15 protein-coding genes and 1 pseudogene are annotated in these 18,580 nt (G+C 68.6%); 9 read left to right on the top strand and 7 right to left on the bottom strand.

Annotation, left to right across the window (positions count from 1 at the left end):
* On the bottom strand, window positions 1-3,544 hold a 3,544-nt coding region (locus AB0F88_RS43580; protein ID WP_362698305.1), incomplete at its 3' end, for a VWD domain-containing protein.
* Between the two features lie 421 nt (window positions 3,545-3,965).
* Here AB0F88_RS43580 and AB0F88_RS43575 point away from each other — a divergent pair.
* The gene (locus tag AB0F88_RS43575) at window positions 3,966-4,886 is read left to right on the top strand and encodes a hypothetical protein (protein ID WP_362698302.1); all 921 of its coding nucleotides are present in this window, start codon (window positions 3,966-3,968) and stop codon (window positions 4,884-4,886) included.
* A gap of 68 nt (window positions 4,887-4,954) precedes the next feature.
* Here AB0F88_RS43575 and AB0F88_RS43570 read toward each other — a convergent pair whose 3' ends face one another.
* From AB0F88_RS43570 to AB0F88_RS43550, 5 genes are all read right to left on the bottom strand, one after another.
* The gene (locus tag AB0F88_RS43570) at window positions 4,955-5,881 is read right to left on the bottom strand and encodes an NAD-dependent epimerase/dehydratase family protein (RefSeq protein ID WP_362698299.1); all 927 of its coding nucleotides are present in this window, start codon (window positions 5,879-5,881) and stop codon (window positions 4,955-4,957) included.
* 97 nt (window positions 5,882-5,978) lie between these two features.
* Entirely contained in the window at window positions 5,979-7,049 is a 1,071-nt protein-coding gene (locus AB0F88_RS43565; protein ID WP_362698296.1) for a 2-oxoacid:ferredoxin oxidoreductase subunit beta, read from the bottom strand.
* Window positions 7,042-8,895 (bottom strand): 2-oxoacid:acceptor oxidoreductase subunit alpha, encoded by a 1,854-nt coding sequence (locus tag AB0F88_RS43560; RefSeq protein WP_362698294.1) that lies wholly within the window; start codon window positions 8,893-8,895, stop codon window positions 7,042-7,044. The genes AB0F88_RS43565 and AB0F88_RS43560 overlap by 8 nt, the downstream gene beginning before the upstream one ends.
* A gap of 214 nt (window positions 8,896-9,109) precedes the next feature.
* The gene (locus AB0F88_RS43555) at window positions 9,110-9,199 is read right to left on the bottom strand and encodes a putative leader peptide (protein ID WP_362698292.1); all 90 of its coding nucleotides are present in this window, start codon (window positions 9,197-9,199) and stop codon (window positions 9,110-9,112) included.
* Between the two features lie 69 nt (window positions 9,200-9,268).
* A complete protein-coding gene (locus tag AB0F88_RS43550; RefSeq protein ID WP_362698289.1) occupies window positions 9,269-10,711 on the bottom strand; it encodes a polysaccharide deacetylase family protein in 1,443 nt (480 codons plus the stop codon).
* Between the two features lie 244 nt (window positions 10,712-10,955).
* Here AB0F88_RS43550 and AB0F88_RS43545 point away from each other — a divergent pair, with 244 nt between their 5' ends.
* From AB0F88_RS43545 to AB0F88_RS43525, 5 genes are all read left to right on the top strand, one after another.
* Window positions 10,956-11,327 carry an NADH-quinone oxidoreductase subunit A gene (locus tag AB0F88_RS43545; protein WP_362698286.1) on the top strand — a complete coding sequence of 124 codons (372 nt, stop codon included), beginning with the start codon at window positions 10,956-10,958 and terminating at the stop codon, window positions 11,325-11,327.
* A gap of 154 nt (window positions 11,328-11,481) precedes the next feature.
* Entirely contained in the window at window positions 11,482-11,922 is a 441-nt protein-coding gene (locus AB0F88_RS43540) for an NADH-quinone oxidoreductase subunit B (protein ID WP_246474028.1), read from the top strand.
* 73 nt (window positions 11,923-11,995) lie between these two features.
* The gene (locus tag AB0F88_RS43535; protein ID WP_362698283.1) at window positions 11,996-12,565 is read left to right on the top strand and encodes an NADH-quinone oxidoreductase subunit C; all 570 of its coding nucleotides are present in this window, start codon (window positions 11,996-11,998) and stop codon (window positions 12,563-12,565) included.
* Between the two features lie 93 nt (window positions 12,566-12,658).
* A complete protein-coding gene (nuoH, locus tag AB0F88_RS43530) occupies window positions 12,659-13,612 on the top strand; it encodes an NADH-quinone oxidoreductase subunit NuoH (protein WP_362698338.1) in 954 nt (317 codons plus the stop codon).
* Window positions 13,613-13,738: 126 nt separating this feature from the next.
* Entirely contained in the window at window positions 13,739-14,677 is a 939-nt protein-coding gene (locus tag AB0F88_RS43525) for a hypothetical protein (protein WP_362698280.1), read from the top strand.
* Between the two features lie 9 nt (window positions 14,678-14,686).
* Here AB0F88_RS43525 and AB0F88_RS43520 read toward each other — a convergent pair whose 3' ends face one another.
* Window positions 14,687-16,258 (bottom strand): protein kinase, encoded by a 1,572-nt coding sequence (locus AB0F88_RS43520; protein ID WP_362698277.1) that lies wholly within the window; start codon window positions 16,256-16,258, stop codon window positions 14,687-14,689.
* 255 nt (window positions 16,259-16,513) lie between these two features.
* On the opposite strand from AB0F88_RS43520, the gene AB0F88_RS43515 reads away from it, so the two are divergent.
* The 3 genes and pseudogenes from AB0F88_RS43515 to nuoK all read left to right on the top strand — a co-directional run.
* Entirely contained in the window at window positions 16,514-17,551 is a 1,038-nt protein-coding gene (locus tag AB0F88_RS43515; protein WP_362698274.1) for a 4Fe-4S binding protein, read from the top strand.
* Window positions 17,548-18,084, top strand: a complete 537-nt coding sequence (locus tag AB0F88_RS43510) for an NADH-quinone oxidoreductase subunit J (protein ID WP_362698272.1) — start codon at window positions 17,548-17,550, stop codon at window positions 18,082-18,084. The genes AB0F88_RS43515 and AB0F88_RS43510 overlap by 4 nt, the downstream gene beginning before the upstream one ends.
* A 1-nt stretch (window position 18,085) precedes the next feature.
* A pseudogene (gene nuoK / locus AB0F88_RS43505) lies at window positions 18,086-18,370 on the top strand (NADH-quinone oxidoreductase subunit NuoK); the annotation flags it as partial.
* Between the last annotated feature and the right edge of the window lie 210 nt (window positions 18,371-18,580).

Genomic DNA, 18,580 nt, shown 5'->3' with positions numbered 1-18,580 from the left:
TGTAGGTGCCGTCGGTGGGGAGGGTGGCGGGGGTGAGGGAGCAGGAGGTTCCGCAGAAGGTGGGGTTGATGAGTGTGGTGCCGTCGGGTTTTTTGACCGTCACCTTGGCGTTGTAGAGGTCGCCGAACGTGCCGCCGTTGAATCCGAAGGAGACGCGTTGGCCTTGGGTGCCGGTGAATTTCCAGTGGCCGTTTTGGCCGGGTGAGACGAGGGTGATGGTGGAGGCGGGATCACCGACCGTCACGTTCTTCGTCACGTCGCCGACATCGAGTTTCGCCGACAATGAGCCGACCTTGCTTTCCTCCGGATTCAGCACGATCGTGTAGTTGCCGTCAACCGGAAGGACCGCCGGGGTCAGTGAACACGAGGTGCCGCAGTACTCGGGGTTGACGAGTGTCGCCCCGTCGGGCTTTCTGACCGAGACCGTGGCGTTGTACAGGCTGCCGAACGTGCCGCCGGTGAATCCGAATGAAACGTTCTGACCGGCCAGGCCCGCGAAGGTCCATACTCCGTTCTGGCCCGGAACCGTCGTGGACAGCGGGACTGCGGGGCCGCCGACCGTCACGGTGGTGGAGGCGTCGGCAGGGATCTCCGTGACGCCGGCCGACAGCGAGCCGGTCAGGCCGCCGCCCGGGTTGAAGACGATCGTGTACGTGCCGTTGGCCGGGAGCTTCGTCACGTCGATGAAGCAAGAGGTGCCGCAGTAGGTCGAGTTGACGAGGTCGTTCCCGTCCGGCTTCCTCACCGAGACGAAGGCGTCGAGGAAGCTGCCGAAGGTGCCCGCCGTGAACTTGAAGGACATACGCTGTCCGGCGGTTCCGGCGAAGGTCCAGCTGCCGTTCTGCCCGGCGTCGACGGTGGTTAGCGGGACCGCGGTGCCGCTGGTCGGCACCGGCTGCGAAACGTCGGCAGCCACCGTGGTGATCTTTGCGGTGATCTTGCCCACGGAGGTGCCGGACGGGTTCAGGGTGACCGTGTACGTCCCGCTCACCGGCAGGGAGGTCGTGTCGAGGAAGCACTCGGCACCACAGAATATCGAGCTCTTCAGTGTGGATCCGTCCGGCTTCTTGAGGACGACATTCGCGTTGACGTAGCTGCCGAAGGTTCCGCCGGTGAAGGAGAAAAAGACGCGCTGCCCGGTGGTCCCGGCGAAGGTCCAGGTGCCGTTCTGTCCCGGAGCTGTCAGGTTGAGGTCGACCGGCGCGCCTCCGATGGTGATCGGAACGGACACGTCGGCTGGAATGCTGGTGACGCCCAGTGTGTACGGACCGCTCTTGTCGCCCCGAGCCTGGATGTCCAGCCGGTAGGTTCCGGCGGGGAGGTTTCTGATCTCCGCGTCCGAGCAGTAGCCGTAAGTGACCCTCGTACCGCTCTGGTTGAGCAGCGTCCAATCGAAATTGGGACATCCGTCGATATTGAGATAGATCGCACCAGGCTGGGCCAGGGTGAACTGGTACCGGTCCGCCGATACGGGCGTCTCCAGGTTGCCCGCGCCCGCCGTCGGCACGCCGTCGGAGACGGAGAACGGCATGGAGGTCTGGAACTCCTGGGGCGGCACCACCGGCATGTTCAGCTGCATGTTGTCGATGCCGAACCCCTGGTTCGAGATGCCCGCGACGCCGGTGGCGTCGATGGTGAACTCGGCTTGGCTCTTCCTGTGGTCGAAGGGGACACTCAGCCGGTATTTGGCGAAGGGCACGCCGCTGGTGAGCGTTCCGGTCGATGTCGGGGTGAGCTGACTCGGGGTGAACGTGACCGGGTTCTCCCGGTCCGTTTTGACGGTCACGGTCTCGGTGTCGCTGTCGGAGTTCCAGTTCCCGATGGTGAGAAGGTCGAACGCCACGGTCCCGTTGAAATGCGAAGGAAGCTGCTGGACGTAGAACCGGTAGGAGTCCGTGCCGCTGAACGGGCCGGCGAAGATGGTCGTCGCCGGGTCCTGCGACACCCTGGCCGGTCGCAGGTTCTTGGCCATGGTGCTCGCCTGGAAGTCGACGGACAGACCACCCTGGGCGTCGAGGGTCGCGGTGAGCGGGTCCACGACCGTGGCCACCTCCTCGGCGGCCATGGTGGCGAAACTGGCGTCCGCGGTCAGCGCGATGTCCAGGACACAGGCGTCGAACACCGGGCCGGGCGGCACGTCCTTCCCCAGGCAGTAGGCGCTCGCCGCGGAGACCTGTTCCGGCGTCAGATCGTGGACGGTGACGATCTCGGAGGGAAAGGTCAGGTCGGTGTACGTCGCGGTGCTCTTTCCCGGCGCGTAGGTGAACAGTGACTCCTCGTTGGCGATCCGCCAGGAGTCGGCGTACTGACCGTGGATGACCGTCGCGGAGGCGTTCGCCGGCAGTTGGGTGCCGTCGCGGAGCTTCAGGTCGTTTTTGGGGTCGCCGTCGCCGTTGCCCAGCAGGCCGACGAGGTCGGTGGGGGGCTCGTGTCCGAAGGCCAGCCCGGCGTGGCAGCAACTGCCGTCCCACCGGAACACACCCCCGTCCATACCGCCCCAGAAGACCAGGTAGCTGTTCCCGTCGCGCATGACGCCCGTGGTCTCGCCGAACTGCACCGCGCGGCCGTCCGCGAGCGTGCGCGGCTCACCGTCGATGACGAGGTTGTCGCCGATCTCGACGACGTGGTCGTCGACGGCCACGGCCACCCGGTCGATGATCGACACGTTGTCGCGTCGCTCGGTGAACCGGGCGTGGATCCTGAGATCGTGGCTGTCGGACTCGGCCAGGACGAACTCGCCGACGGACTGCATGTCGTACGCCAGCCGGTCCAGGGTGATCAGGTGCGGCTCACCCCAGACCTTGGAGAACCTCAGGCCGCGGAGCCACTCCATGAAATCGGTGTAGGTCTCCCAGATCGAGTGCGCCTGCAAGACGGCCAGCATGAACACGGCGTGGGTGACGATGGTGATGATGCTGACGTCGTTGTCGGGCAGCGGGATCGGGTTCGGGACGGGGACCGGCCAGGGCTGCGGGACCGGGACGGGAACCGGGTCGGGAACCGGAACGGGAAGAGGGTCGGGCAGGGGGTCGACCGGCTCGCCCGGCACCTTCTTCTTGCAGTTCTTCACCTCTTTCGACAGCGTGATGAGCAGGAGACCGTCGCGCGGAGAGGTGACCGTGTACGCCTGGATCCGGTAGCCGACCTCGGTCCGGCCGCATCCGAAGTTCACCCAGAACTGGTCGACGTAGTCGCGGAGGACGTTGCCGAGGCCGACGTTGGTCATGCCGCGGCTGGTCATCTCCTTGATCTGCTTCTTGACCTGGTTGTTCCAGTCGTTGGGCTTGTAGTTGGACGCTACCTTCGCCTCGATGACCTGAACGAAAGGCTGCTGCTGGGGGGTGAGGGTGTGGTTGTAGTAGATGATGTCCGGCCGGGACTGCCCGAACGTCGTCTCCCACTGGAGATCGGGATGGATCCCTCCTCCTTCGGAACCGCTGGCGATCTTGGTGTTCAAGTGGGAGATGGCTCGCGCCTGACCGATGTACTCGATGCCGGAATTCGTTTCCGGGCCGTTCTGGCCGCACTGGTTCTTGGAGTACATCTCCGCCGGGCCGTTGAGCCGGCCGAGCAGGCACCCCGGTCCCTTTGAGATGCGCGCTCTGGTGTTCGCGACCTGGCCGTTTACACAGCGTCGTTCACCTTGAGTGTTCGGTACGCTCCAGTTCGTGTCGTTCGTGCAGGCCGCCCCCGCGGCGTTTGCGGACTGTGCTTCCTTAAAGGGGCCGACGGGCACGATTAGCCCGGCGACCAGCGATAACGCGACGATAATGACTTGTAAACTCTTGTGCCGCATGGGCTCCCCGTATGCAAGATATGCGCAAGATGATCAGGCGCGATGCGATGGTAAGCTGAAAACTCCGTAAGGAAATAAAAAATGTGATTTATATCACACATGAAGTGCATTTTGGATTAGTGCACGAACTTGGTGCACAAAAGGGTGTGCGGTCACAGTGGAGAGTGCTTTGGCGCGTTATCCTGCGGAATTCGCTCTCGATTCGCTGCCCGAGCGGTTTGTTCGCCGGGCGGCACTGCTCATCGAGACGGAGGACGACCGGTTCGTCGTGCTCGACGCGGACCGGCGCGAGTTCGCCCGCCTGCCGGAGTCGCCGGACGGGACGATCATCAGATCCCTGTCGCACGACGGCACCCGCCTGCTGCTGGCGGCACACTCCGGGAACGGCGTGGGGGTGCTGGCCCTCGGCGACGGCGAACCGCGCTGGTTCTACGGCCCCGACCCGGAGTACGAGCACGACCGGCACGCGACGTCATCGCCCGACGGCACGACCATCGCCGTCCTCGGTGGCGACGACGGAGACGAGCCGGGCAAAGCGGTGGTGAGCCTGCTCGACCCCGTCTCCGGAGCGCGTCGCCGCCTCTGGTCGGCGGTCGGGGCGGCGAGCTGGGAGTGCGGGCTGTGCTGGTCACCGGACGGGCGGTTGCTCGCCGTGACGTACATGATCTGGGATGACGAACGCGACGACGACGCGTTGTCGACCGTGGTCCTCGACCCCGCCACCGGGCGAGTCCTGGCGTCCTACCCGATCGCCACGATCTCCTCCGCCACGTACGCCACCTGGGCGAACGACCACGAGCTCGTTTACCGGCACGAGTACGACGAGGCGAACCGCCGTTTCGTGGCGGATCCGCATGCCGGGACGGCGCGAACCACGCCCGAGCTCACCGGCAGGCTCTGGGGGGTCGTCGGCGAGCGCCATCTTCAGGAGGTCGCCGCCTACGAGGAGCCGGCGGCGGCGCGCAGCGTGTTCTACACCACGAACCTCGACGGGGCGGACCGGCGCCCGTTCTTCGCCTACCGTCCCAGGGTGAACGCCGGCCGGGTTCACCTCGCTCCCGGCGCGTTTCACGATCTCATGACCTCCTGAATCCGGTCGGTGCGGACGTACGGCCACTCGATCAGGGGCGCGAGGTGGTTCGGTCCGGCCGGGGCCGCTCAGCCGTTCTCGCGGGCGAACCAGGCGACCGTCCGGCGCAGGCCCTCCTCCAGGCCGACGGTGGATCGCCAGCCGAGGACCTCGGTGGCGGCGGTCAGGTCGGCGATCCTGGCGCTGTCCAGCGCCCTGTCGGCGAGCACGCCGTAGCGGGGACGGGCCCGGCCGCCGACGATCTCGGAGAGCAGGTCCGCGGTGTCGCGGATGGAGGTGCCCGTCCCCGTGCCGATGTCGAAGGCGCGGCCCGCCGCGTCCGGGGTCTCGGCCGCCGCGAGGAAGGCGTCGACCACGTCGTCGACGTACACCCAGTCGAGGTGACGCGTTCCGCTGCCGAGCTCGGGCGTCCGCCCGCGCAGCAGCGACAGCGCCACGTAGGGGACCAGCTTGCGGGTGTCCTGGCGGCCGGGTCCGTAGACCATGCCGATCCGCAGGTTGCTCACCTGGACGCCCCACAGGTGGTGGAACATCCGCGCGTAGCCGTCGGCGGCCCACTTGGACGCCGCGTACGGCGAGGACGGCGCCCGGTCGCCCTCCTCCGGCCGGAGCTCCTCCAGCGAGCCCGCCAGCACCACCCTGGTCTCGGGGACTGCGGCGACCGCCGTCAGCAGGTTGACCACGCCGGTGAGGTTGCTGTGCAGCATCGGCAGCACGAGCCGCGGATCCCTCGCCCCGGCGACCTCGCTGGCCAGGTGGAACACGACGGCCGGGCGGGTCGAGCCGATGAGCCACTCGACCGTGCCCGCGTCGGCGACGTCAGCGACGTGCCACGTCTCGCCGTCCGAGCTCTCCCTGGACCGGCGGCTGACCGCGTGCACCCGCGCGCCCAGCGCGCTCAGACGCCGCACCAGGTGGGCCCCGATGAAGCCACCGGCCCCCGTCACCAGTACGGGTCTCGCCCGCCAGTGGTCTTCCGCTACCGGATCGGCCATGTGCTTTCTCCTGCTTCGGGGGTATTTGTGGCAGATAAGCGGTAAGGCCCGCTCCGAAGAGCGGGCCTTACCGTGTGAGGTCGTGCGTTCGTTCCGATCAGCCGATGCGCCAGGTGTCCCCGCCGAGCAGCAGGTCGTTCAGGTCGCCGGGCCCCCGCTCGCCGACGGCCTCCTGGAGCTGCTCGGCCATGAGCTCGTCGTAGGAGGGGCGGTCGACGTTGCGGAAGACGCCGATCGGGACGTGCTCGAAGGCGGGCTCGTCCAGCCGGGAGAGTGCGAAGGCCAGCGACGGGTCGGCGCGGTGGGCGTCGTGCACGAGGATCTCGTCCTCGCTCACCGCCGACCTCGGGACGACCTCGATGCCGCCGTCGGCCGCCCTGCGCACGGCCTTGGACGCCGAGGCGATGGGCTGCCCGTGCTCCAGGCGCAGCGTGATGTCGTCGCGCTGCTCCGGGTCCTTCAGCGGCTCGAAGGCGTTGTCGTTGAAGATGTTGCAGTTCTGGTAGATCTCGACCAGGGAGGTGCCCCGGTGCTCGGCGGCCTCGCGCAGCACCGACTGCAGGTGCTTGCGGTCGGAGTCGATGGTCCTGGCCACGAAGGAGGCCTCGGCCCCGATGGCCAGCGAGATCGGGTTGAACGGCTTGTCCAGCGAGCCCATCGGGGTCGACTTCGTGATCTTGCCGATCTCGGAGGTCGGGGAGTACTGGCCCTTGGTCAGGCCGTAGATCCTGTTGTTGAACAGCAGGATGTTCAGGTTGACGTTGCGGCGCAGCGCGTGGATGAGGTGGTTGCCGCCGATGGACAGCGCGTCGCCGTCACCGGTGATCACCCACACCGACAGGTCGGGACGCGAGGCGGCGAGGCCGGTCGCGATCGCCGGGGCGCGGCCGTGGATCGAGTGGAACCCGTAGGTGTCCATGTAGTACGGGAACCGGGAGGAGCAGCCGATGCCCGAGACGAACACCATGTTCTCGCGCTTGAGCCCGAGCTCCGGCACGAACGACTGGACCGCGGCCAGGATCGCGTAGTCACCGCACCCGGGGCACCAGCGGACCTCCTGGTCGGACTTGAAGTCCTTCATCCCGAGCTTGACCTCGGACTTCGGGACCAGCGAAAGCGCCCCGCCCCTTCCGGGGGTGGAGACCACGGGCAACTCAGCACTACTCACTGTCGATCACGTCCTGGATCACGCCGGCAAGTTCCTCGGCCTTGAACGGAAGCCCGCGCACTCGGTTGTAGCTGATGATGTCGACCAGGAAGCGGGCGCGGAGCAGCAGCGCGAGCTGGCCGAGGTTGATCTCCGGCAGGAGGACCTTGTCGTACGCGCGCAGGACCTCGCCGGTGTTGACGGGCAGCGGGTTGACGTGCTGCAGGTGGGCCTGGGCGACCTTGCCCCCGGACCTCCTGATGCGCCGCACGGCCGCCGCGATCGGCCCGTACGTGGACCCCCAGCCGAGCACCAGCACGCGGGCGTCGCCGTCGGGGTCGTCCACGGCCAGCGGCGGGATGTCGTTCGCGATCCCGTCGATCTTGGCCTGCCGGACCCGGACCATCCGGTCGTGGTTGTTGGGGTCGTAGGAGATGTTGCCGGTGTTCTCGGCCTTCTCGATGCCGCCGATCCGGTGCTCCAGGCCCGCGGTCCCGGGGATCGCCCAGGGGCGGGCGAGGGTCTCGGGGTCGCGCTTGAACGGCAGGAAGGTCGTGCCGTCCTCGCCGTTCGGCCCCGAGGCGAACTCGGTGGAGATGTCGGGCAGGTCGGCGGCGTCGGGCAGCTTCCACGGCTCGGAGCCGTTGGCGAGGTAGCCGTCGGAGAGCAGCATGACCGGGGTGCGGTACTTCACCGCGATCCTGGCCGCCTCCACCGCCGCGTCGAAGCAGTCGGAGGGGGTCGAGGGCGCCACGATCGGCAGCGGCGACTCGCCGTTGCGGCCGAACATGGCCATCAACAGGTCGGTCTGCTCGGTCTTGGTGGGCATGCCGGTGCTGGGGCCCGCGCGCTGCACGTCGACGATGATGAGCGGCAGCTCGGTGGTCACCGCGAGGCCGACGGTCTCGGCCTTCAGCGCGACACCCGGCCCGGAGGTCGTCGTGACCCCCAGCGCCCCGCCGAAGGCGGCGCCGAGCGCCGCCCCGACGCCCGCGATCTCGTCCTCGGCCTGGAAGGTGCGGATGCCGAACCGCTTGTGCTTGGAAAGCTCGTGCAGGATGTCGCTGGCCGGGGTGATCGGGTACGAACCGAGGAACAGCGGCAGTTTCGACTGCACCGAGGCGGCGATCAGGCCGTAGGCGAGCGCCTGGTTGCCGGAGATGTTGCGGTACACGCCGGGAGCCAGCTTGGCCGGCTTGATCTCGTACGAGACCGAGAAGGACTCGGTGGTCTCGCCGTAGTTCCAGCCCGCCTGGAAGGCGGCGATGTTGGCCTTGGCGATGTCGGGCTTCTTGGCGAACTTGGTCTCGAGGAACTGGATCGTCGCCTCGGTGGGCCGGTGGTAGAGCCAGCTCAGCAGCCCGAGGGCGAACATGTTCTTCGAGCGCTCGGCGTCCTTCTTGGACAGCGCGAAGCCTTCGAGGGCCTTGACCGTCAGCGAGGTCAGCGGCACCGCGTGGACCCGCCACTCGGCGAGCGAGTCGTCGTCGAGAGGGCTGCCGTCGTAGCCGACCTTCTGCAGGTTGCGCTTGGTGAACTCGTCGGTGTTGACGATGAGGTCGGCACCGCGCGGCAGGTCGGAGAGGTTGGCCTTCAGCGCGGCGGGGTTCATCGCGACCAGGACGTTGGGAGCGTCGCCCGGCGTGAGGATGTCGTGGTCGGCGAAGTGCAGCTGGAAGCTCGACACTCCCGGCAGGGTGCCTGCGGGGGCGCGGATCTCCGCCGGGAAGTTGGGAAGCGTCGACAGGTCGTTGCCGAACTCCGCGGTTCCGGCCGTGAAGCGGTCACCGGTCAGCTGCATGCCGTCGCCGGAGTCGCCTGCGAACCGGATGATCACGCGGTCGAGTTGCTGAACCTGCTTGGTCACAGCTCAGTCCTCCTCGACGCGACAGGGCGCCGTTGCTCGTGGCACATTCTTTTTTCCATGCTAGATCCTCGGGGTCACGCGTAGTCTTTTCGCGTTCCACTCGGCGAAGGAAAGTGACCTTTGTCGCATATCCTTGACGGCCGCTGAGTCGAAACTGAGTCGAAGCTGGGCGCGGACATCGCGCGCCGCGGCCGTCGTACGGCCTACGGGGGAGTCACGATCGCAGACGGTCGGCCCGACACAGCCCGGCCGCGAGCCGACACAGGTCAACGTGCAGGCGGCCGAAGAGGACAGTTGGGATCACGATGCCCAACTATATGTCCCGTCACGAAGAGGCTCTCATAGCCTCCGGCTATGGCCCCATAGTCTCAGGTTATGACAGGGACTGCTTTTCCAGCACATCGGGCATGGTCCCGGAGTCGTAGGTCCGGCCCGGCTCCATCGCTCGCGGGCCGTACAGCTCCGGGACAGTGACAAAGGTATAACCCTTTGCGGTGAGCTCACGCAAGATCGCGGGGGCCGCGTCGACGGTGGCGTGGTGGAAGTCGCGCATGAGGACGATCGATCCGGGCTTGACCCGGGCGACGGTCCTGCGGGCGATCGCGCGGGGGTCGGAGTCGCGCTTGTCCTCGGCGTCCACGCTCCAGCGCACCACGGACATGCCCAGCCGGCGCGAGACGGAGGCCACCTGCTCGTCGGTCACGCCGTACGGCGGGCGCATCAGCGTGGGCACCTGGCCGATCGCCTGGGTGATCGCGTGCTGCGCGCGGGTGAGCTGGTCGACGAGCATGGCGGAGGGCAGCGCGCTGAGGTCGCGGTGGGACCAGGTGTGGTTGGCCACCAGGTGTCCCTCGTCACGCATGCGCCGCAGCAGCTCGGGACGCGCGGAGGCGTTGGAGCCGAGGCTGAAGAAGGTCGCCCTCGCCTTGTACGCGCCGAGGATGTCGAGCAGCCGCCCGGTCTCGGGACCCGGCCCGTCCTCGTAGGTCAGCGCCACACACCTGGCCTTCGCGCAGTCCACGGTGCCCGCCATGGAACTGTGCGCCACGGGCTTGTCCATGCTCGCCGCGAGCATGTCCTCCTGCGAGGTGAGGGTCGCGGTCCTCACGGAGGCCCGCTGCGCCCGCAACCCGGTCGCCGACAGCAGCGGCGTCGCGGTCGCGGACGGCACGGCGACCGCCACCCGGCCGGCGACGCCCAGCCCCACCTGCTTGTCGTCGAACTCCACGACGAGGTCGCCGCGCGGGTTGAAACCGATGGAGTCGAACATCGAGGGTTCCGGCCTGAGCGCGTTGGGGTTCACCAGCGGTCCCCGCAGCGCCAGTTCGCTCCTGACGATCCCGGCCAGCGTGGTCAGCGCCGCGACGTCCCTGAGCAGGCCCGGGGATTCCAGGGCGCGCCGGCTCGCCCGGTCGTACCAGACGGTGGTCCGCGACTCGCTCCAGCCGGAGCCCATGGACTGGCCGATGCGCAGCCGCACCCCCAGGACCTCGGGGGACGCGGCGGCGAGCTGCCAGTCCACGTTGAACTCGGGGTTGGGCAGGGCGTTCGCGGGGACGTCGTGCCAGGTGAATCGGTTGAGGCTCCTGGTCACCGTCTTGCGGAGCTTCTCGGTGAGCCGGGGGGCGTCGGCGATGGCCGGGTAGGTGGCGTGCACGCGCCGGCCCCTGGCCTCTCCCGCGTTCAGGCTTCTCGTGCTCAGGCCCTGGACCATGGAGGGGTCGACGTAATTGATCAGCGTCGGCTCGGAGGGGATGGGGGAATTCGCGTGGGGGGAGGCGGTGGCTACGCCGCAACCGGCCAGCATTGCGGCCATCAACGCGATTCCTCCGCCGAATCGCACTTTAGGCATAAATTAACGTTATATGGGTCAATAGGGTATTTACCCCATCTTGATGTTAAGCGGACGGAGGCTTTAGCGTTTCGCGGTCTCCGGTTTCCCTGCGTGACGGGAAGCGCGGATACTGCTATAGGTAGGGCGGAGAGCCCCGTACGGCAGGTCCCGGAGCGTTGCGCGGCGTCCCGGAGCGTTCCGGCGGCGGCCCCGAGGAGGAGAGGCCATGAGCGGATATTTCGGCTCTTATGTGGTGGTCCTCGCGCTGTTCGCGATCGGTCTGCTCATCGTCGCCGGGGCGCTGCTCGTCAACCGGGGGCTCCGGCCGAGTCGCCCCACCCCGGAGAAGCTGCTCACCTACGAGTGCGGCGTCGACCCGGTCGGCGACGGCTGGGCCCAGTCCCAGATCCGCTACTACGTGTTCACCTACCTGTACGTGGTCTTCGCGGTGGACGCGGTCTTCCTGTTCCCCTGGGCGACGGTCTTCGCCGCGCCGGGTTTCGGGACGACCACCCTGGTCGAGATGTTCGTCTTCCTCGGCTTCATAGCGCTCGGCATCCTCTACGCCTGGCGCAAGCGCGCGCTCACCTGGACCTGAGAGCTCGAAAGCCCGGCCTGGGAGCTCGACAGGCCGGACCTGGAAAGTCGAAGGGCCGGGCGAGCGCGAGCACCGACTCTGAAGGAGAATGCGTGCCATGGCGGATCTCCCGATGCCCACCGTGGGGCCAGTCTCGCGTCTGGCTCCCAAACCCATGCGCTTCATCCTGAACTGGGGGCGCCGTTACTCGCTGTGGGCGTTCAACTTCGGCCTGGCCTGCTGCGCGATCGAGTTCATCGCGACCTCGATGAGCAGGCACGACTTCATAAGGTTCGGGGTCATCCCGTTCGCCAACGGTCCCCGGCAGGCGGATCTGATGATCGTCTCAGGTACGGTGACCGACAAGATGGCGCCCGCGGTCAAGCGGCTCTACGAGCAGATGCCCGACCCGAAGTACGTGATCTCCTTCGGCGCCTGCTCCAACTCCGGCGGCCCGTACTGGGACTCCTACTGCGTGACCAAGGGTGTCGACCAGATCATCCCGGTCGACGTCTACGTCCCCGGCTGCCCCCCTCGCCCCGAGGCGCTGCTCCACGGCATCATGATGCTCCAGGAGAAGATCGCAGCGGAGAACCTGGGTGACCGCTATGCCTGAATTGCCAGAACCCGCGTCCGGTTCCACGCCAGAACCCGCGTCCGGTTCCACGCCCGGTTCCACGCCCGGACCCGTGCTCAGTCCTGGGGACGGTTCCACGTCCGGTTCCGCGCCCGGTTTCGCGTACGGCGAGGGCGCCCGGGTGTCGGAGTCCTTCGGCCAGACCACGGTCGACGTGGATCCCGGTGGCTGGATCGAGCTGCTGGAGTCCGCCAGGGCCGGGGGCTACGAGTTCTTCGACTGGCTGACCGCGGTGGACGAGCCGCCGGAGGCGTTCGAGGTCGTCGCCCACCTCTTCGCCCCCGTCTCGCACACCCACCTGCTGCTGCGCACCCGGGTCCCGCGCGCCGACCCCCGGCTGCCCAGCGCGGTCGGTGTCTTCCGCGGAGCCGACTGGCACGAGCGCGAGACCTTCGAGATGTTCGGCGTCGTCTTCGAGGGTCACCCGAACCTGGTGCCGCTGCTGCTCCCCGAGGGCTTCGAGGGCTTCCCGCTGCGCAAGGACTTCGTGCTCGCCGCCCGGGTCGCCAAGGCCTGGCCGGGGGCCAAGGAGCCCGGAGAGTCCGGCCACGGCTCGCCGAGCCGCCGCAAGACGCTCCCACCGGGGGTGCCCGCCGACTGGGGGCGCGAACGTGACGCCTGAGACCCCCCGTCGGCCGTCCAGCCGCGATGCCTGTGACGCCCGCGCTGTCGGTGATGGCCGGGGGTCTCCCCAGAAGGACCGGAGGTGCCCGTGATCGCCGAGGTGCTCGACGTCGCGGTACGGCTTGTCGTGATCGTCGCGATCTTCCTGGTGCTGCCACTGGTCGCCGGGCAGATGGAGCACAAGGTCATGGCGCACATGCAGTCGCGCCTCGGTCCCATGTACGCCGGAGGCTTCCACGGCTGGGCCCAGTTGATCGCCGACGGGGTCAAGTTCATGCAGAAGGAGCAGGTGATCCCGACCGCCGCCGACCGCCGGGTCTTCAGCCTGGCCCCCGGCGTGGCGCTGGTCCCCTACCTCCTGGTGATGGTCGTCATCCCGGTCGGACCCGGGCTGGTCGGGGTCGACCTGGACGCCGGACTGTTCTTCGTCCTCGCCGTGATGGGGGTCGGAGTGCTCGGCTCGATCATGGCCGGGTGGTCCTCGGGCAACAAGTACTCCGTCCTGGGCGGGATGCGCTCGGCCGCCCAGCTCATGTCGTACGAGCTGCCGCTGGTCCTCGCGGCCTCCAGCGTCGCGATGGCGGCGGGCACGCTCTCCCTGCCGGGCATCGTGGAGGCCTGGCAGTGGTGGTGGCTGCCCTGGCAGGCGATCGGCGGCGTGGTCTTCTTCGTCGCCGGGCTCGCCGAGCTCCGCCGCCCGCCGTTCGACATGCCGATCGCCGACTCCGAGATCATCATGGGGCCGATGACCGAGTACACCGGCATGAGGTTCGCCCTGTTCATGCTGGCCGAGTACGCCGGGATCATCGTGATCTCCGCGCTCACCAGCGTGCTCTTCCTCGGCGGCTGGCACGGCCCGTTCCTGCCGGGGCCGGTGTGGATGCTCCTCAAGGTGTTCCTGCTGGTCTTCGTGATCATCTGGCTCCGGGTGAGCTATCCCCGCCTGCGCGAGGACCAGCTGCAGCGGCTCGCCTGGGTCGTCCTGGTACCGCTGGCCCTGGTCCAGCTGGCGCTGACGGGAATCGTCAGGGTCGCCGCGGGATGATCCCCTCCTTTCCGGCCGTTCCGCGCACCGCCCGGACCGTCGTACCGAACGATCTGACGTTCGAAGTGCCCACGCAGGGCAGGGAGTAAATACACTCTGTGACACCACCTGCCAAGGACGGAACGCATGACCCTCGCGCTTGCCGTGGAAAAGGATGAACTGGTCGTCGATGTGCCGGAACATCCGGCGGTGCGGCTGCCGCTCGCCGGGGAGGGCCGGGCGAGCACGCTGCTGATCTTCGGTTATCCCGGCAGGGGGAGGACGAGATACGGCCTGGCGGTGCTCGACGAGTCCGGCCTGGTCATGCTGGAGGCTCCGGGGTCCCGGTCGAAGAAGGCGGTGAAGGCGTTCGCCGCGGACAACGGGCTGGAGTTCGAGTTCCGGGCGTTCGACACGCCGCAGCGGGCCAGGGTCGCCCTCGCCCGAAGGTCGCCGAGGTGGCGCGCGGTGACCTGGCGCCGGGCGCCCGCGCCCCTGCCGCGCCTGCGCGTGCCCGGCGCGAGAAGCCTCAGACCGCCTCTGAGCTCGCCGAAGGTGTGGTGGCGAGAGCAGCTGCTGTACGTGCTCATGTGGGCGGTGCTCGCCTACGGGGCGGTCTTCGTGGCGCTCGTGCTCCTCAACCTGACCGAGACCCGCGCCGACGTCACCCGGGGGATGGGCCCGCTCGGGATCGCCGCCCTGGTGCTGGCCGCGCTGACGGTCGCCGGGGCCGTCGTCGTGGTCGGGGTCGGCCGCCGCAGGTCCCGCAACCAGACCGCCGAGGGACGCGTGCTCAGGCGCGAGGGCCAGCCGCACTGCCGCCTGGTGGTCGTCCACGGCCGCCTGCTGCTGGAGACCGCGCGCAGGACCCGCGAGCTGGACGCGTCCGAGCTGCTGCTGTACTCGGCGGAGTCCGGGGTGACCGGCCTGATGGTGGGCGGGGAGCTGTTCCACCTGCCGGGACACTGGGACGCCGAGGACGTCGAGCGCTTCGCCACCGGGAACGGCCTTGAGCTTGAGGTCCGCGCGCTGACCCGCGACGAGTACCTGGAGCTGACGGCGCGGGCGAAGGACGCGGTTCCCTAGACCGGTCCCCTACTGCACGATTCGCAGCATGATGTCGGCGGCCGTGGGCCGGTTGCCCGGCTGCTTGTCCAGGCAGGCGGCGGCCAGCGGGCGCAGTGACCGGGGCAGGGCCGCCAGGTCCGGCTGGTGGTTGATCACCCGGTTCAGGATCGCGGGGATGGTGTCCTCCCCGAAGGCCACCTTTCCCGAGGCGGCGAAGATCATGGTCGCGGCCCAGCTGAACACGTCGGTCTCCGGGCCGATCGCCCCGCCGGAGAGCTGCTCGGGCGACATGTAGGCGGGGGTGCCCATGATGTTGCCCGATGTCGCGGTGACCTGGTCGAGGGCTCGGGCGATGCCGAAGTCGATCACGCGGGGGCCGTCGGCGCCGATCAGCACGTTGGCCGGTTTGAAATCCCGATGCACCACGCCGGCCCGGTGGATCGCGGCCAGCGCGCCCGCCGTGGCCAGGGCCAGCCTGGTCAGGCCGTCCCCGTCGCGCGGACCCCTGTCGCGGACCAGCTGCTCCAGGGAGTCGCCCTCCACGTACTCGCTGACGACGTACGCCTGGTCCTCGTTGATGTTCACGTCGAGCACCCGTGCCGTGGAGAACGTCGCCACCCTGCGGGTCGCCTCGACCTCCCGCAGGAACCGCTCCCTGACCACCTGGTTGCCGTTGAAGTGCTCGTGCAGCACCTTGATCGCGACCTTCTGCCCCTGCGGGTTGAGCGCGAGGTGAACCGTTCCCTGGCCGCCCTTCCCCAGGTTGCCGATAAGCCGGTACGGCCCGAGCCAGCCCTGCGGGGCCGGGGCCTTCTGGCTCTGCGAGGTGTAGGCGGGCAGACTCTGCGCGAAGGGGGCGTGGGGGCCCTGTGAGGTGTGGGTGGGCTGGCCCTGTGCGAAGGGGGCGTGGGGAGCCTGTGAGGTGTGGGTGGGCTGGCCCTGTGCGAAGGGGGCGTGGGGAGCCTGTGAGGTGTGGGTGGGCTGGCCCTGCGCGAAGCGGCCCTGGGCGTACTGGGGCGCGTGCTGCGGCGGCCGGTCGTCATGGCGGGGCTGTGGCGGCCCCTGGTACCCGCCGTGGTACGGAGGCTCCTGGTGGTGTGGCTGTGGCCGTTGCGCGGTCGGGTACCCGACCGAGGTCGCGGTGGGACCCGTCTGGTATCCCGGCACCCGGGGCGGGCCCTGCGCGTGGCCGTACCCCTGAGACCCCTGAAACCCCTGAGGTCCCTGAGGCGGTCCCGGACGGAATTCCCGGGACGGCCGGCGCCGGAAAACCGATCCCCTGAGGATCAGCGCGTGACCCAGCCCGCCGATCCAGCTGCCCAACAGGCCGATCGTCCCGATGGAGTCCAGTACGACCGGTATGTCGTTGGAATCTCCGTAGGTTCCCGCGATGACCATGAAAATACCGATGCCGAGCCCGTAGAAGACGGCGGCGACGGCCAGCAACGGGCTCCGCAGCCGGCGCGCGGCATGGCCGATCACGAACGGCGTCCCGATGCCGCAGGTCAGCAGGGGTACCAGCGCCCACACGACGCTCCACGCCGTGTTGGATCGCGCCGGTGGTTGCGACTGCCAGGCCGGCCCGTACTGGTGGGACATGTGGCGAACAATACGATTTTTTCAGAAGGTCCGCAGTCGCTTCGATGGCGAGCCTGTGATTGAGGAGCGGTTATCGAACACACAGTCTGTGGATAACTTCTGTGGATAACCCGGCTCCCCGGTTGATACCTCTCGCCGCGACGGTCTCCGGGGCCCACGCATTCCCGAGCGCCCCGCTGTGCGCCATGATGTTGAGTTGTGGCACGGATACCAGGAGTGGGACTGGCGAAGGGACTTTCCGTCACCCTTCGCCACATGCTGAACAGGTCGGTGACCCAGCAGTATCCCGAAGTCCGGCCGGAACTGCCCCCGAGGAGCAGGGGGGTGATCGCGCTGGTCGAGGAGAACTGCACGGTGTGCATGCTCTGTGCCCGCGAGTGCCCCGACTGGTGCATCTACATCGACTCCCACAAGGAGACCCTCCCCGCCCCGGAAGGCGGTCGTCCCCGGGCCCGCAACATGCTCGACCGCTTCGCGATCGACTTCTCCCTGTGCATGTACTGCGGGATCTGCATCGAGGTCTGCCCCTTTGACGCGCTGTTCTGGTCTCCGGAGTTCGAGTACGCCGAAGGCGACATCCGTAACCTTCTTCATGAGAAGGACAAGCTGGCCGCCTGGGCCCAGACCGTACCGCCACCTCCGGCCCACGAGCCCAACGCCGATCCGCCCAAGGAACTGGCGGCCACCTCCCGCCCGGTCCGTCCTCGCCCGGCTCCCTCCGCTCCTGCTCCTGCTCCCGCTGCCGGAACCGGAACCGGCCCCGCCGCCGGTCCCGTTGTTCCCGCCGGTCCCGGCCCCGCGGGCGGTCCTGGTCCCGCGGTCTTCGCCTCCGCGCCCGGCGCGCCGGCCTCACCGTCCGGAGCTCCGGCACCCCCCGCCGATTCCCGCTCCGGGCCGGGTCTCCCGCCGGGCCCCGGAGCGTCCGCGCCCGGTCCCGGCACCTCCGTGCCCGATGCCCCGTCTTCGTCGTCCGGGTCCTCGCCGTCCGGGTCCTCGTCGTCCGGTTCCCCGTCCTCGCCACCCGCCTCACCCGCTCCCGGCACTCCCGATGGGCCGCCCGTGCGGCGCGGTCCGTCCCCGGGCAGGTCGTCCAGACCGGGCACCTCGGCGGGGCACGCGAGCGTCCGGGCCATCCGGCCACCGGGTGCCCTTCCGAAGAAAAACGATCCGTCCACAGGTGGGCCATCCGTGGAGAAGTTATCCACAGGCGGGGGTGAGGCGCCTCCGGCGGCGGCCACACCGGAGCAGACTCCTTCCACGGATCCGAGTGGAGAGCCCGAGGAGGAGAAGTGACCGAGGTGCCGTCCTACCTGTCGCCGACCGGGCAGGAGATCGTCTTCCTTCTGCTGGGCGCGGTGGCCGTCGGGTCGGCGCTGCTCGTTGTGACCACCAGGCAGCTCGTCCACGCGGCCCTGTGGCTGGTCGTCTGCTTCGGCGCGTTGGCCGGGTGCTATCTGGTGCTCACCGCCGAGTTCGTCGCCTGGGTCCAGGTGCTGATCTACGTCGGCGCGATCGTGGTCCTGCTCCTGTTCGGGATCATGCTCACCCGCGCCCCGATCGGCAGAAGCGCCGACCTCGACAGCCCGAACCGTCCGACCGCGGCGATCGTGGCGATCGCCACCGCGGCCGTGCTGGTCACCGTCGTCGTCGACGGCTTCCGCATGGCCTACGTCCAGCTCGAACCCGGTGGTGGATCGGCCGGTGAGCTCGGTTCCAGCATCTTCCGTAACTGGGTGCTCCCGTTCGAGGCGCTCTCGGTCCTGCTGCTGGCGGCCCTGATCGGCGCCATCGTCCTGTCCCGCACGGACATCCGCGGGAGGGACTGACGTGCACGTCGTCTATCCCGCGGTCGTCTCGGCGCTGCTGTTCTCCATCGGCGTGTACGGGGTGCTCGCCCGCCGCAACACGATCCTCGTGCTGATGTCCGTCGAGCTCATGCTCAACGCCGTCAACCTCAACCTGGTCGCCTTCGACGTGTGGTTGCGCGACCGGCTGCACGGCGGGCAGGTCCTCACACTGTTCGTCATCGTGATCGCCGCCGCCGAGGTCGGCCTCGGTCTCGCGATCATCCTCGCGCTCTACCGCAACCGCCAGACCGTCGACCTCGACCGCCTCCGCTCCCTGTCCGACCCTACGGACACCGACCTCGCCGACGCCGGTCCCGGCAACACCGGCCCCGACTCCTCATCTGTGGAGCGCCTTCCGGCCGAGGCCCGGAGCCGGTCCCAGACACGGACACACCCCCAGACCGGGACCGATACGCGGCACTCCCGGTCCGAGGCCGGGTCCAAAGCCGGATCCGAGGCGGACCCGGGGCAGGGT

This window comes from Streptosporangium sp. NPDC023963 (assembly GCF_040639135.1).
GTDB lineage: Bacteria > Actinomycetota > Actinomycetes > Streptosporangiales > Streptosporangiaceae > Streptosporangium.
Note: the sequence above shows the minus strand (reverse complement) of the source record. Positions and strands in the feature narration are given on the sequence as shown.